Genomic DNA, 15,587 nt, shown 5'->3' on the forward strand with positions numbered 1-15,587 from the left:
ACATGGCTGTTGATGATACCCAACCCCTAATCACTCATTTGATAGAACTGCGTAAGCGGCTATTGAATTGCATAATCACTATTTTGGTGGTTTTTTTGGTATTGGTATTTTTTGCCAATGATATTTATCACTTGGTATCAGCACCGTTAATCAAACAGTTGCCTGCTGGTGCCAGTATGATCGCAACAGATGTTGCATCGCCTTTCTTTACCCCAATTAAATTGACCATGATGGTATCGGTGTTTGTTTCAGCACCGATGATTCTTTATCAGGTGTGGGCATTCATTGCTCCAGCGTTGTATAAGCATGAACGTCGCCTGATGGTGCCACTGTTGATATCCAGTAGTCTGTTGTTTTATCTGGGTATGGCATTCGCCTACTTTGTGGTTTTCCCGTTAGCTTTTGGATTTTTTGCCAAAACTGCACCAGAAAGCGTGCTAATTGCCACTGATATCACTAAGTACCTCGATTTTGTTATGGCGCTCTTTATGGCTTTTGGTATTTCTTTTGAAGTTCCGATTGCGATAATTCTACTGTGCTGGGCTGGGGTAACAACACCTGAAGCATTGAAGAAAAAGCGCCCTTATGTGTTTGTTGGCGCTTTTGTTGTCGGCATGCTCCTCACCCCGCCAGATGTGCTGTCTCAGACATTATTAGCGATCCCGATGTATCTGTTATTTGAAATTGGGCTGTTCTTTGCTCGTTTTTATACGGGTAAACAACGTCGTGCTGATATTGACGAAGAGGATGAAGGGGCTGATAACCATCCGAAAGTACCTTAAATCTATGGGTATATGCCTTGATATTTTAGCCGCCCTTTGAGGCGGCTTCTGTTTTGGAACGCTCATGTTTGATATTGGTGTGAATTTAACCAGCTCGCAATTTGCTAAAGATTACTCACAGGTGGTCAGCAGAGCTAAAACGGCCGCAGTTACTGGTATGCTTATTACGGGTACTGATATTGAAGAAAGTCAGGCGGCACTTGAGCTTGCCCTTGCCTATCCTGGCTACTGCTGGTCAACTGCGGGTGTTCATCCCCATCAGGCGAGTCGTTGGCAAATAGATGTTGAGCAGCAAATCAGATCATTAGCAGCACATGCGGCAGTGGTTGCTATTGGTGAATGTGGGCTAGATTTTAATCGCAATTTCTCAACTCCGGCAGAACAAGAAATAGCATTTACCGCGCAACTGGCGTTGGCTGCCGAACTCGAATTGCCGGTGTTTTTACATTGCCGCGATGCTCATGAACGTTTCATTACCCTACTTGCGCCTTGGCTAGATAAACTCCCCGCGGCGGTTGTGCATTGCTTTACTGGCACGGCTGATGAGTTGGACTCTTGTCTGGCATTGGGCTTATCTATTGGTATTACCGGTTGGGTGTGTGATGAGCGCCGTGGCCTTGAGTTGCGGGCGTTACTGCCACGTATTCCTGTTCAGCAATTATTGCTGGAAACAGATGCCCCCTATTTATTGCCAAGGGATTTACATCCTAAGCCAGCATCCCGCCGCAATGAACCCTGCTTTCTACCCCATATCGTCCAGCAAGTTGCTGTCTGGCGACAAGAAGACCCTAAATGGCTGGGGCAGAAAACTGATGAAAACGCCCGCCGGATTTTCCGGTTGGTTTGAGTTAGGAGAACAAGATGAGCTATGCATTTCCGGGCACCTTCCCTGGTCGCCGTATGCGCCGTGTGCGCCGTCATGATTTCAGTCGTCGTCTGGTCGCAGAGAATCAACTGACAGTCAATGATCTGATCTATCCGGTATTTGTGATGGAGGGGACCAACCAGCAGCAAGCCGTCCCTTCAATGCCGGGTGTTTCGCGTATGACGATCGATCTGCTAGTGAAAGAAGCTGAGGCCATAGCGAAGCTAGGTGTGCCGGTCATATCGCTGTTTCCAGTTATTGAATCTGGCTTGAAATCATTACATGCCGAAGAAGCCTATAACCCGGATGGCTTGGTACAAAGAACCGTGCGTGCGTTAAAGGACGCAGTACCAGAGTTAGGTATCCTTACTGATGTCGCTCTCGATCCTTATACAACCCACGGGCAAGATGGGGTGATTGATGCCGATGGCTATGTCATCAATGACATTACTAAAGAGATTTTAGTCCGTCAGGCGTTATCACATGCCGAGGCCGGTGCCGAGATTGTCGCGCCAAGCGATATGATGGATGGCCGCATCGGTGCTGTGCGCGATCAGTTAGAGCTACAAGGGTTTGTGAACACGCAAATCATGGCCTATTCAGCGAAATATGCGTCTTGCTACTATGGCCCATTCCGAGATGCCATTGGCTCTAGCAGTAATCTGAAAGGTGGGAATAAGAAAACCTATCAGATGGATCCCGCTAACAGTGATGAGGCTCTACAAGAGATTGCTCAGGACTTGCAGGAAGGTGCTGACATGGTGATGGTTAAACCAGGAATGCCATATTTGGATGTGGTACGTAGGGTGAAAGATACCTTTGGCGTGCCAACCTTCGCCTATCAGGTGTCAGGTGAATATGCTATGCATATGGCGGCCTTCCAGAATGGCTGGTTGCAAGAGAAACCAACCGTTATGGAGTCTCTGTTGTGCTTTAAGCGAGCCGGTGCTGATGGGGTATTAACTTATTTCGCCAAGCAAGTCGCACAATGGCTACATGACGATCATATGCAACGTTAAGCTACAAGGATGGTTGTTGATAAGGTAGGTACCGAGCGTGCCTACCTTGGCAGATATATTATTGCTTTTCGAATTGGCGATTATCCAAACTTTGCATCACCTGGCTATTAAGCATATTCAGTAACAACATTGAACGCGCTTCACCGTCTGGTTCAGTATAAATCGCCTGTAACCCGGCAAAAACACCCTCAATGATCGTCACGATATCACCTGGAACCGGCACTTCTGGGGCAATGATTTTATCCATCGTATGGGATTGCATCTCGGCAATAACAATTGCTGGGATTACTGCGGGTTGTGCGCCAAAACGAACGAAATGGCTTACACCACGAGTTGCACTGATTGTTGTGGTGTGAATATATTCAGGATCGAACTCCACAAACAGATAGTTAGGGAATAGTGCCTCACTTGCCTCGATACGTTTCCCACGCACTATCTTTTCGATAGTCACTATCGGTGTCCAGCAATTCACTGTTTGCCGTTCTAAATGTTCCTTGGCGCGCAAAAGCTGACCACGTTTACAATATAATAAATGCCAGTGTTTCATAAATTCACATGCCCTTGGGTACTACTTGGCAGCATAGCAAAAGTATGGGGATATATATAGTGAGGAAGAATACATCAACTCGGTGTATATAGTTTGTGATACAAAGATTTAGTCTACTTTATATCGACAAAATCAGGGTTGTACTGGTGATAATTAGCTATAAATTGCAATGAGATACTTTTTTGAGTGAGCCTGTATTCATTTTTAACAAAAAGACAGCAACTGCTATAAAGACAGCCTATAATGGCGCATTACATAGCCGCCGAAATGATCAGCATGAAATACCGTGACTTACGTGACTTCCTCTCGTTGCTGGAGCAGAGGGGTGAACTTAAACGTATTAGCCAGCCCATTGATCCCTATCTGGAAATGACAGAAATTGCCGATCGTACCTTACGAGCCGGTGGGCCTGCGTTACTGTTTGAAAACCCTAAGGGCTACACGATGCCCGTATTGTGTAACTTGTTTGGCACGGCCAAACGGGTCGCCATGGGCATGGGGCAAGAAGACGTCAGCGCACTGAGAGATGTCGGCAAGTTGTTGGCTTTCCTGAAAGAACCGGATCCACCGAAAGGTTTCCGTGATTTATTCGATAAACTGCCGAAATTTAAGCAAGTATTGAATATGCCAACGAAATGCCTAAGTTCGGCCCCTTGTCAGGAGCAAGTTTGGCAGGGTGATGATGTCGATCTTAGCCGCATTCCGGTTATGCATTGCTGGCCTGAGGATGCCGCTCCGTTGGTGTCATGGGGGCTGACTATTACGCGTGGCCCGCACAAAGAGCGCCAAAACCTGGGTATCTACCGCCAACAAGTGTTGGGTAAAAACAGATTAATTATGCGCTGGTTATCCCATCGTGGTGGGGCTTTGGACTATCAAGAGTGGTGTGAAGCACACCCTGGTGAACGTTTCCCTGTTGCCGTCGCCTTGGGCGCAGATCCTGCAACTATTCTGGCCGCAGTAACTCCGGTACCCGATACACTGTCTGAATATGCTTTTGCCGGTTTGTTGCGTGGGCACAAAACAGAGGTTGTAAAGTGTCTTTCCAACTCGCTTGAAGTTCCTGCGAGTGCAGAAATTGTATTGGAAGGATATATTGAGCAGGGTGATATGGCACCAGAAGGCCCTTATGGTGACCATACAGGTTATTATAATGAGATAGATAGCTTCCCTGTTTTTACTGTTACACATATTACCCAGCGCAAAGATGCCATTTACCATTCCACCTATACTGGCCGTCCACCGGATGAGCCTGCGGTGATGGGGGTTGCGCTGAATGAAGTGTTTGTTCCTATTTTACAAAAGCAATTCCCGGAAATTGTTGATTTCTATCTACCACCCGAGGGGTGCTCATATCGGCTGGCAGTAGTCACCATCAAGAAACAATATGCGGGGCATGCCAAACGCGTGATGATGGGTGTTTGGTCGTTTTTACGTCAGTTTATGTATACAAAATTTGTTATTGTTTGTGATGATGATATTAATGCACGTGATTGGAATGATGTCATTTGGGCAATTACGACCCGGATGGATCCATCCCGCGATACGGTGTTGATTGAAAATACACCAATAGATTATTTGGATTTCGCTTCACCGGTTTCCGGTTTAGGATCGAAAATGGGGCTGGATGCCACCAACAAGTGGCCTGCTGAGACTCCGCGTGAATGGGGCCGTCCGATTAAAATGGATGAAGACGTTCGCGCCCGTGTTGATGCTATTTGGGATGAACTCGCCATTTTCAGTGGCAAAGAGACGAAACGCTAACCGGCGTCGATTTTGTCCTTGGTTTTGCATTTGATGACCCGACAGAGGGAAGGCATGACAACTTTAAGCTGTAAAGTAACCTCCGTAGAGGCCATTACCGATACGGTGTACCGGGTGCAATTGGTGCCTGCATCTGCGTTTTCTTTCCGTGCTGGGCAGTATTTGATGGTAGTAATGGACGAGCGTGATAAACGCCCATTCTCTATGGCATCCACGCCGTTGCAGCAAGATTTCATCGAGCTGCATATCGGGGCGTCGGAACTGAATCTGTACGCCATGGCAGTGATGGACCGCATTCTGAAAGAGAAAACGCTGGATGTGGATATTCCTCACGGGGAAGCATGGTTCCGTGAGGGCAGTAAACGCCCACTGGTCCTGATTGCTGGCGGTACCGGTTTTTCCTATGCGCGCTCAATTTTATTGGCAGCATTAGCGGAGCAACCTGATCGCGAAGTGTCTATCTATTGGGGTGGGCGCGAAGCCGTACATTTGTATGACCTAAACGAGTTGGAAGCGCTGTCAATTAAGTATCCACAGTTGAAAGTTATCCCGGTGGTAGAACAACCGGAAGACGGGTGGCGTGGCCGTACCGGAACTGTATTGAGTGCGGTATTGCAAGATTATGGCTCACTCGCTGAACAAGATATCTATATCGCTGGTCGTTTTGAAATGGCTAAAATCGCTCGTGAGCGTTTTTGTGCTGAACGCGGCGCGCAGGAAGCTTATATCTTTGGTGATGCTTTCGCTTTTATCTAAGTAAAACACTAGATAAAAAAAACCCGCCCCTGACAGGCGGGAAAACGGCAACTAAACACCAGGTACAGCGGTTATAAGGGCCTGTATTCAGGCCCTTAATATCTTTCAGATTAATTCGTTTGGACGTTACACGCGTTCAAAAATGGTCGCAATGCCTTGGCCTAAACCGATACACATGGTTGCCAGACCGAACTGCACGTCACGGCGCTCCATCAGATTAAGTAAGGTGGTAGAGATACGGGCACCTGAACAACCCAGTGGATGGCCTAATGCAATAGCGCCGCCATTCAGGTTCACTTTGTCATCCATGCTTTCCAGCAGGCCCAACCCTTTCAAGCAAGCCAGCGACTGAGCTGCAAACGCTTCATTTAATTCAAATAACCCAATATCTTTCAAGGTTAGCCCAGCACGTTTTAATGCCAATTGGCTAGCGGGGACGGGGCCATAACCCATGATCGATGGATCGCAACCCACCACAGCCATTGAGCGAATACGGGCACGCGGTTTTAACCCTAATGATTTAGCTCGGGATTCGCTCATGATAAGCATGGCAGAAGCACCGTCGGATAATGCAGATGATGTTGCGGCAGTTACCGTGCCATTGACCGGATCAAAGGCTGGGCGCAGTGCTGCCAAACCTGCGAGGTTAGTTTCCGGGCGAATAACTTCATCGAAATCAAAACGTTTCAGAATACCATCAGCATCATGCCCATTGGTGGCGACAATCTCTTTGGCGAAGTGGCCCGCCTGAGTAGCGGCATAAGCACGCTGGTGAGAGCGAACAGCAAATTCATCTTGAGCTTGGCGGCTGATGTTGTGGATTTTTGCCAGCATTTCAGCGGTTAATCCCATCATCCCTGCGGCTTTAGCCACTGTGCGGCCCATACCCGGATGGAAGTCCACACCGTGACTCATTGGCACATGGCCCATATGCTCTACGCCACCAATCAAACTGATTTGTGCATCACCCACCATGATGGCTCTTGCACCATCATGTAAAGCTTGCATTGATGAACCACACAGGCGGTTAACAGTAACGGCCGGTACGCTATGGGGGATTTCTGCCAGTAAAGAAGCATTGCGGGCAATGTTAAAACCCTGCTCCAACGTCTGCTGCACACAACCCCAATAGATATCGTCAATTTCTGCCGCGTTTAGTCCAGGATTGCGGCTAAGAACCTCACGCATTAAGTGAGCAGAGAGATCTTCAGCCCGTACTTGACGGAATGCGCCCCCTTTGGAGCGGCCCATCGGTGTACGTACGGCATCAATAATGACTACATTTTCCATATTTTCAGACCTCATGCCGGTTGACTGGTAGAAACATCAAGCAGCGCTGCTGCCACAGGATAATAGCTTTCGTTGTGTTCAGCTTTGGCTCTCAGCCCTGCGGGGACTTGATACAGCGCGCCAAGGTGAGCATAGCGCTGGGCCATTTCGACATAGTTTGTACTGCCGATAGTATCAAGATAACGGAACACGCCCCCGTGGAAAGGAGGGAAGCCAAGACCATATACCAACGCCATATCACCTTCGGCTGGGCTGGCAATAATGCCTTCTTCCAGGCATCGCACCACTTCATTGATCATCGGTATCATGGTGCGGGCAATAATATCGTCGTCACTGAATTTCTGAATCGGTTGGCTAACTGTTGCCAGCAAGTTATCCACGATTTCGTCATTTTCTTTACGCGGCTTACCTTTTGCATCTTGGGTATAACGGTAGAAGCCTTGGCCATTTTTTTGGCCAAATCGTTGGTTATCGAACATCACGTCAACCGCATCGCGATAATCTTTGTTCATCCGCTCAGGGAAGCCAACTGCCATCACGGCTTGTGCATGGTGTGCGGTATCAATACCCACGACATCTAGCAGATACGCAGGTCCCATCGGCCAGCCAAACTGTTTTTCCATCACTTTATCAATTTGGCGGAAGTCAGCACCGTCTCTAACCAACATGCCAAACCCAGCCAGATAAGGGAACAACACGCGGTTAACGAAGAAGCCTGGGCAATCATTAACCACGATTGGTGTTTTACCCATTTGTGTGGCGTATGCCACCACCGCAGCAATGGTTTTATCTGAGGTTTTGCTGCCACGAATGATTTCAACCAATGGCATGCGGTGCACGGGGTTGAAGAAGTGCATACCGCAGAAATTCTCAGGGCGTTTAAGTGATTTTGCGAGTTGGTCGATAGGGATTGTAGAGGTATTAGAAGCAAGCACCGTATCTTCACCGATCAGTGCTTCTGCCTCTGCCAGCACCGCCGCTTTGATTTTGGGATTTTCCACTACCGCTTCCACAATGACCTGAGCACGCTCAATGCCGCTGTAATTCAGCGTGGGTTGGATAGTTGCTAAAATGTTTGCCATTTTTAGGCCATCCACTTTGCCGCGTTCCAACTGTTTATTCAGTAACTTGGCCGCTTCATTCATCCCCAGAGCCAGAGATTTGTCATTAATATCCTTCATAATGACTGGCACACCTTTCAGCGCTGACTGATAGGCAATCCCCCCCCCCATAATCCCGGCACCCAGTACTGCGGCCTGTGTTGGTGCACTGACACCTTTGGACAGTTTTTTAGCCTGTCCTTTAACAAATTGGTCGTTGAGGAATATCCCAACTAACGCACGCGCTTCATTGGAACCTGCCAACGGGACAAAACTGTTGGTTTCCAGTTTCAATGCTTCAGCCCGACCAAGTTTAGCGGCGGCTTCGATCGTTTTTACTGCGACCAGTGGTGCTGGGTAGTGCTTTCCGGCCACTTGCATCACCATGCCTTTGGCGATGGTAAAGCACATAGCAGCTTCGGTTGAATTGAGTTTCAATGGGTCAAGTTTCGGCTGACGCGCGGCTTTCCAATCCAGCTTGCCGTCAATCGCCTGTTTCAGCATGATTAGGGCGGCATTGGCCAGCTTTTCAGGGGCGACAACAGCATCAACCAAACCAATTTTTAATGCTTCAGCAGCACTCACGTCTTTGCCCGCGGCAATGATTTCTAATGCGCTGTCTGCACCTAACAAACGCGGTAAACGAACTGAACCGCCAAAGCCAGGCATGATGCCCAACTTGGTTTCCGGCAAGCCGATCCGTGTTTCTGGGGAGGCAACACGGAAATCTGTGGCCAGAATACATTCACATCCACCACCTAATGCATATCCATTGATTGCAGAAATGGTCGGGACTGGTAAGTCTTCCAGACGGTTGAAAATATCATTAGCAAAAACCAACCACTGGTGCAGCTTTTCTGGTGGGGCATTAAACAGGGATAAAAACTCGGTGATATCGGCACCGACAATAAAGGCCGCTTTGGCAGAACGCAACAGCAACCCTTTGAGTTCGCTTTGTTTCTCTAACACCGCCAGGGCTTCACCCAGATTGGCTACAGTTTTAGTATCCAGCTTATTTACTGAACCCGGTGCATCAAACACCAACTCGGCAATGCCGTTGTCCAACCAGTGAAGCTGTAGTGTTTCGCTTTGGTAGAGCATATCTATCTCCTGAATAAGCGCATGTGATCTGGTATGACCAGATATTCAGGAAGTGTGGATATTTTGTTAATAAAATGCAAACAAGAGATTGATTTTTTGCAGTGAAGATCACAGTCATTCAGATGGGTTAATTGATTTTTATCATGTTTATTCATAGCGGATTAGATGAAGAAATATTCAGTTTTGGGGGTGGGTAACGTATTTGATAGGCAGATAAGCGGTCGCTAAAACATGATTCTGGTGACTATGATAAGATGAAAAAATTAAGTTCTAATAGCAAAGGGTACTGTGATGGAAACGCTGGCTTCTTTATATAACGAACATTTATCCACTCTACAACAGCGCACCCGTGATGTGCTAGAGCGCCATCAGTTAGACGCTTTACTGATTCATTCCGGTGAGTTACAACGTATTTTTCTCGATGACCGTGACTATCCTTTTAAAGCCAATGCACAGTTCAAAGCTTGGGTACCTGTCACTCAAGTACCAAACTGTTGGTTATGGGTCGATGGGGTTAATACACCAAAGTTATGGTTCTATTCTCCAGTCGATTACTGGCACAGTGTTGAGCCATTACCGGATAGTTTCTGGACCAAGGCTATCGATATCCAGCCATTAGCCAATGCAGATGATATTGCCCAGCAGTTACCTGTGCAGCGGGAGCGCGTGGCGTATATCGGTTATGCCCAACAACGTGCGCAGGCTCTGGGTTTTAGTGCTGAAAACATTAACCCGCAACCGGTGTTGGATTACCTTCATTTCTATCGTTCTTATAAAACGGATTATGAACTGGCTTGTATGCGCGAAGCACAAAAGACGGCAGTTGTCGGCCATCGTGCAGCACATGAAGCGTTCCAGTCGGGTATGAGTGAGTTCGATATCAATCTGGCCTATCTGATGGCTACCGGCCATCGTGATACTGATGTCCCTTATGATAATATTGTTGCGCTGAATGAACATTCGGCGGTGCTTCATTACACCACGTTACAGCATCAGCCTCCGGCAGAAATGCGTAGCTTCTTGATGGATGCCGGTGCTGAATATAATGGTTATGCCGCAGATCTGACACGTACTTACGCTGCAAACCGTGATAGCGATTTTGCCGCGTTAGTTAATGACCTTAATACTGAGCAACTTGAACTGATCAAAACCATTAAAAGTGGCGAGCGCTATACCGATTACCATGTTCAGATGCACCAGCGTATTGCGAAGTTATTGCGCACTCATCATCTGGTTACCGGTATCAGTGAAGAGGCCATGGTCGAGCAAGGCATTACTTGTCCATTCTTACCGCATGGGTTAGGCCATCCTCTCGGGTTACAAGTGCATGATACTGCTGGTTTTATGCAAGATGATAAAGGTACCCATCTTAGTGCCCCATCCAAATACCCTTACTTGCGTTGTACGCGTATTTTACAACCGCGTATGGTACTGACTATTGAGCCGGGTCTGTACTTCATCGAATCTCTGCTGGCACCTTGGCGTAACGGTGAGTTCAGCAAGTATTTCAATTGGGAACGTATTGATGCGCTGAAGCCTTACGGCGGTATTCGTATAGAAGATAATATCGTGATTCACGATAACCGGGTTGAGAACATGACACGTGACCTGAAGCTGGCCTGATGCAGCCTTATCTAATCCCTACAAATCCGGTGACTATCAGCGAAGAGATCAAAAAAAGTCGTTTTATCACCTTGCTGGCCCACACCAGCGGGGTGAATGAAGCGAAAGATTTTATTCAGCAGGTGAAGCTGCAGCACCTCACCGCCCGGCATCATTGCTGGGCTTTTGTTGCAGGCAGGCCGACAGATTCTCAGCAATTAGGTTTTTCTGATGATGGTGAGCCTTCTGGTACTGCGGGTAAACCTATCTTGGCTCAACTGATGGGGAGTGGTATTGGTGAGATAACCGCAGTAGTTGTGCGCTATTATGGTGGCATCAAACTCGGTACCGGTGGGTTAGTAAGGGCTTATGGTAGCGGTGTTCAACAAGCGTTAAAACAGATCGAAGTAAAATATAAAGTCCCACAGGTAGAATATACTTTGCAGTGTGACTATGGGCAGCTTGCCATAGTAGAAACCTTGTTACAGCAGGTTGAAGGCCAGATTATAGGGAGTGAGTACGCACAATTCGTAACGCTTCATCTCTCTTTGCCAGCAACTCAAGCCAGTCAGGTCGGGGACAAATTGCGTGATCTCAGTCGTGGTACGTTGCAATTGACGCCCATTTCGCAATAATCCCCATCCAAGTGAATTGCTAAGGAACGTGCCGGAATGCATTTTCGTGCCATAACCCGTATTGTTGGTCTGCTGGTCATCTTATTCTCTGGAACAATGTTTATTCCCGGACTGGTGGCATTGATCTATCGTGATGGCGCCGGCCGTGCCTTCAGCGAAACCTTTTTTGTTGCTCTGGCAATCGGCCTCTTTCTTTGGTTGCCGAACCGAAAACAGAAGCATGAGTTAAAGCCCCGTGAGGGCTTTCTCATCGTGGTTCTGTTCTGGACGGTGCTGGGCAGTGTAGGGGCATTACCTTTCTTATTCTCAGAGCGGCCTAATCTTTCATTAACAGATGCATTCTTTGAATCATTCTCCGGGCTGACTACTACTGGCGCGACTACATTAGTAGGGTTAGATTCACTGCCTAAAGCCATTCTATTTTATCGCCAAATGCTGCAATGGCTCGGCGGTATGGGGATAATCGTGTTAGCGGTGGCTATCCTGCCTATCTTGGGGGTCGGGGGGATGCAGCTCTATCGGGCAGAAATGCCTGGCCCATTGAAAGATAATAAAATGCGGCCCCGCATTGCGGAAACGGCCAAAACGCTGTGGCTTATCTATGTCTTACTGACCATTGCTTGCGCGCTGTCTCTATGGGGGGCAGGGATGTCGGTATTTGATGCTATCTCCCACAGCTTCTCGACAATTGCGATTGGGGGCTTCTCGACCCATGACGCCAGTATCGGTTATTTCAACAGCCCAACTATTAACACCATTATCGCTATCTTCTTGCTGATTTCCGGTTGTAACTTTGGTTTGCACTTCGCGGTATTGAGTGGGCGCAGTTTAAAGGTTTATTGGCGTGACCCTGAATTCCGTATGTTCATCTTTGTTCAATTGACACTGGTCGCCGTGTGTACCTTGATACTTTGGTATCATAATGTCTATAAATCCGGTCTGGAGACGATAAATCAGGCATTTTTCCAAGTCGTATCAATGGCTACTACCGCGGGTTTCACCACTGACAGTATTTCAAAATGGCCGTTGTTCCTGCCGATACTCTTATTATGTTCTGCGTTTATTGGTGGTTGTGCTGGCTCAACCGGTGGCGGCCTGAAAGTTATCCGTATTCTGTTGCTCTACCTACAAGGTTCGCGTGAGTTAAAGCGACTGGTTCACCCGAATGCGGTTTATACCATTAAATTGGGGCGGCGGGCGTTGCCGGAACGAATTCTGGAGGCGGTATGGGGATTCTTCTCCGCGTATGCTCTGGTATTCATTATTAGCATGCTGGCGATTATCGCGACCGGTGTTGATGAGTTCTCTGCTTTCGCGGCGGTGACTGCGACGTTGAATAACCTTGGCCCTGGCCTGGGTGTAGTCGCGGATAACTTCACGTCAATGAATCCGGCCGCCAAGTGGGTATTGGTGATCACCATGCTATTTGGTCGGTTAGAAGTCTTCACCCTGCTGGTTCTATTCACGCCAACATTCTGGCGTGAGTAATTCTGCATAAGGAACATTGCAATGAAAGTCCTGATTCTTTACTCCAGCCGAGATGGCCAAACACAGACTATTGCTTCTTATATAGCTAAACAGTTATCGGCAGAGGATAGCTGTGAAATAAAAGACTTATCGCAGCTAGGGCAAATCGATCTGAATCAATACCAACAAGTCATGATTGGTGCGTCGGTGCGTTATGGGCACTTCAGCCCAGTATTGAGTAAATTCGTCAACAAACACGTTGAACAACTTAATCGAATGCCGAGTGCGTTCTTTGCCGTGAATCTGACAGCACGCAAACCGGAAAAGCGTTCCCCGCAAACCAATGCCTATGTACGTAAGTTCCTACTCAGTACCCCGTGGCAGCCAACACTGTGTACGGTATTTGCGGGTGCTTTGCGTTATCCCCGTTATCGCTGGATAGATAGGGTGATGATTCAACTTATTATGCGGATGACGGGGGGCGAAACGGATACCAGTAAAGAAGTTGAATATACGGATTGGCAACAGGTAAGCAGTTTTTCTCAGGATTTCTTAGCGCTACAGTACAAAAAATAGCAATAATGGCGTTTATCACGGCAAATCGTTGAAATAAAGCGCGGTTGAAAAGTTTTTTCAAATTAGGGGTTGCAGGCTGTCAGGAACTCCCTATAATGCGCCTCCACTGACCGGGAACAACGAAACATACTTAGCCGGGTCAGGAAGCGAAAAGAATGACTTTGACTTCGAAAGAAACGAAAGAAACTCTTGACTCTTCAGCGGGAAAGCGTATTATCTGCCTCCCGCGTTACCGTAAGATTCGCCGAAAGGCAAACGGGTAACGAACGCTCTTTAACAATTTATCAGACAATCTGTGTGGGCACTCGCAAGACGATATCGAAGCCTGTTTCGACAGGCAGAAGAAATATCAAAGTCTTGAAGAGTGACCAAAGCAGTACACATTTGAACTTCGGTTCGAATGCTTATTTGCAGAAAGTAATCTTTGAGCATCGCTATGTTAACTCATAGCAAATCAAACAAATCTTAAATTGAAGAGTTTGATCATGGCTCAGATTGAACGCTGGCGGCAGGCCTAACACATGCAAGTCGAGCGGCAGCGGGAAGTAGTTTACTACTTTGCCGGCGAGCGGCGGACGGGTGAGTAATGTCTGGGAAACTGCCTGATGGAGGGGGATAACTACTGGAAACGGTAGCTAATACCGCATGACCTCGTAAGAGCAAAGTGGGGGACCTTCGGGCCTCACGCCATCGGATGTGCCCAGATGGGATTAGCTAGTAGGTGGGGTAATGGCTCACCTAGGCGACGATCCCTAGCTGGTCTGAGAGGATGACCAGCCACACTGGAACTGAGACACGGTCCAGACTCCTACGGGAGGCAGCAGTGGGGAATATTGCACAATGGGCGCAAGCCTGATGCAGCCATGCCGCGTGTGTGAAGAAGGCCTTCGGGTTGTAAAGCACTTTCAGCGAGGAGGAAGGCAGTCGTGTTAATAGCACGATTGATTGACGTTACTCGCAGAAGAAGCACCGGCTAACTCCGTGCCAGCAGCCGCGGTAATACGGAGGGTGCAAGCGTTAATCGGAATTACTGGGCGTAAAGCGCACGCAGGCGGTTTGTTAAGTCAGATGTGAAATCCCCGCGCTTAACGTGGGAACTGCATTTGAAACTGGCAAGCTAGAGTCTTGTAGAGGGGGGTAGAATTCCAGGTGTAGCGGTGAAATGCGTAGAGATCTGGAGGAATACCGGTGGCGAAGGCGGCCCCCTGGACAAAGACTGACGCTCAGGTGCGAAAGCGTGGGGAGCAAACAGGATTAGATACCCTGGTAGTCCACGCTGTAAACGATGTCGACTTGGAGGTTGTGCCCTTGAGGCGTGGCTTCCGGAGCTAACGCGTTAAGTCGACCGCCTGGGGAGTACGGCCGCAAGGTTAAAACTCAAATGAATTGACGGGGGCCCGCACAAGCGGTGGAGCATGTGGTTTAATTCGATGCAACGCGAAGAACCTTACCTACTCTTGACATCCACAGAACTTAGCAGAGATGCTTCGGTGCCTTCGGGAACTGTGAGACAGGTGCTGCATGGCTGTCGTCAGCTCGTGTTGTGAAATGTTGGGTTAAGTCCCGCAACGAGCGCAACCCTTATCCTTTGTTGCCAGCACGTAATGGTGGGAACTCAAGGGAGACTGCCGGTGACAAACCGGAGGAAGGTGGGGATGACGTCAAGTCATCATGGCCCTTACGAGTAGGGCTACACACGTGCTACAATGGCAGATACAAAGTGAAGCGAACTCGCGAGAGCAAGCGGACCACATAAAGTCTGTCGTAGTCCGGATTGGAGTCTGCAACTCGACTCCATGAAGTCGGAATCGCTAGTAATCGTAGATCAGAATGCTACGGTGAATACGTTCCCGGGCCTTGTACACACCGCCCGTCACACCATGGGAGTGGGTTGCAAAAGAAGTAGGTAGCTTAACCTTCGGGAGGGCGCTTACCACTTTGTGATTCATGACTGGGGTGAAGTCGTAACAAGGTAACCGTAGGGGAACCTGCGGTTGGATCACCTCCTTACCTAACGATACGCATTGCGTAGTGTCCACAACAGATTGTCTGATGAATGTAAATGAGCAAGAGCACCTGTTGA

At 48.2% G+C, this 15,587-nt stretch carries 12 protein-coding genes and 1 rRNA gene; 10 read left to right on the forward strand and 3 right to left on the reverse strand.

Translation table 11 applies throughout. The annotated features are described in order from the left end of the window. The first annotated feature begins 2 nt into the window (after positions 1-2). The 3 genes from tatC (at position 3) to hemB (ending at position 2,666) form a co-directional block, all read left to right on the forward strand. Entirely contained in the window at positions 3-782 is a 780-nt protein-coding gene (tatC, locus tag A6J67_RS04755; RefSeq protein WP_005187846.1) for a Sec-independent protein translocase subunit TatC, read from the forward strand. Between the two features lie 64 nt (positions 783-846). Continuing rightward, positions 847-1,629 carry a 3'-5' ssDNA/RNA exonuclease TatD gene (gene tatD, locus A6J67_RS04760; protein WP_005187843.1) on the forward strand — a complete coding sequence of 261 codons (783 nt, stop codon included), beginning with the start codon at positions 847-849 and terminating at the stop codon, positions 1,627-1,629. 14 nt (positions 1,630-1,643) lie between these two features. Next, positions 1,644-2,666, forward strand: coding sequence for a porphobilinogen synthase (gene hemB, locus A6J67_RS04765; RefSeq protein ID WP_042568953.1), 1,023 nt, complete (start codon positions 1,644-1,646; stop codon positions 2,664-2,666). 58 nt (positions 2,667-2,724) lie between these two features. On the opposite strand, the gene rfaH is transcribed toward hemB, so the two are convergent. Beyond that, positions 2,725-3,213, reverse strand: a complete 489-nt coding sequence (gene rfaH / locus A6J67_RS04770; protein ID WP_005187835.1) for a transcription/translation regulatory transformer protein RfaH — start codon at positions 3,211-3,213, stop codon at positions 2,725-2,727. Positions 3,214-3,480: 267 nt separating this feature from the next. On the opposite strand from rfaH, the gene ubiD reads away from it, so the two are divergent. Both ubiD and fre read left to right on the forward strand, forming a co-directional pair. Next, positions 3,481-4,977, forward strand: coding sequence for a 4-hydroxy-3-polyprenylbenzoate decarboxylase (gene ubiD, locus A6J67_RS04775; protein WP_005187824.1), 1,497 nt, complete (start codon positions 3,481-3,483; stop codon positions 4,975-4,977). Positions 4,978-5,031: 54 nt separating this feature from the next. Beyond that, positions 5,032-5,733, forward strand: a complete 702-nt coding sequence (gene fre / locus A6J67_RS04780) for an NAD(P)H-flavin reductase (protein ID WP_032906870.1) — start codon at positions 5,032-5,034, stop codon at positions 5,731-5,733. A 126-nt stretch (positions 5,734-5,859) separates the two neighbouring features. Here the strand turns inward: fre and fadA are convergent, their stop codons facing one another. Then, positions 5,860-7,023 carry an acetyl-CoA C-acyltransferase FadA gene (fadA, locus tag A6J67_RS04785; protein WP_005187819.1) on the reverse strand — a complete coding sequence of 388 codons (1,164 nt, stop codon included), beginning with the start codon at positions 7,021-7,023 and terminating at the stop codon, positions 5,860-5,862. An 11-nt stretch (positions 7,024-7,034) separates the two neighbouring features. Next, positions 7,035-9,224 (reverse strand): fatty acid oxidation complex subunit alpha FadB, encoded by a 2,190-nt coding sequence (gene fadB, locus A6J67_RS04790; RefSeq protein WP_050073994.1) that lies wholly within the window; start codon positions 9,222-9,224, stop codon positions 7,035-7,037. A 291-nt stretch (positions 9,225-9,515) separates the two neighbouring features. Here fadB and pepQ point away from each other — a divergent pair, with 291 nt between their 5' ends. The 5 genes from pepQ to A6J67_RS04820 all read left to right on the forward strand — a co-directional run bounded on the left by pepQ (position 9,516) and on the right by A6J67_RS04820 (position 15,514). Then, positions 9,516-10,847 (forward strand): Xaa-Pro dipeptidase, encoded by a 1,332-nt coding sequence (pepQ, locus tag A6J67_RS04795; RefSeq protein WP_005187813.1) that lies wholly within the window; start codon positions 9,516-9,518, stop codon positions 10,845-10,847. Then, positions 10,847-11,461 (forward strand): IMPACT family protein, encoded by a 615-nt coding sequence (locus A6J67_RS04800; RefSeq protein ID WP_042568956.1) that lies wholly within the window; start codon positions 10,847-10,849, stop codon positions 11,459-11,461. Before pepQ ends, A6J67_RS04800 begins: the two co-directional genes overlap by 1 nt. Positions 11,462-11,497: 36 nt before the next feature. Next, positions 11,498-12,949, forward strand: a complete 1,452-nt coding sequence (gene trkH / locus A6J67_RS04805) for a Trk system potassium transporter TrkH (RefSeq protein WP_042568957.1) — start codon at positions 11,498-11,500, stop codon at positions 12,947-12,949. A gap of 21 nt (positions 12,950-12,970) precedes the next feature. Next, the gene (gene hemG / locus A6J67_RS04810; RefSeq protein ID WP_042568958.1) at positions 12,971-13,504 is read left to right on the forward strand and encodes a menaquinone-dependent protoporphyrinogen IX dehydrogenase; all 534 of its coding nucleotides are present in this window, start codon (positions 12,971-12,973) and stop codon (positions 13,502-13,504) included. Positions 13,505-13,971: 467 nt separating this feature from the next. Then, positions 13,972-15,514 (forward strand): 16S ribosomal RNA (locus tag A6J67_RS04820). Positions 15,515-15,587: the final 73 nt, after the last annotated feature.

Origin of the sequence: Yersinia sp. FDAARGOS_228 (assembly GCF_002073315.2) — a bacterium.
GTDB lineage: Bacteria > Pseudomonadota > Gammaproteobacteria > Enterobacterales > Enterobacteriaceae > Yersinia > Yersinia intermedia.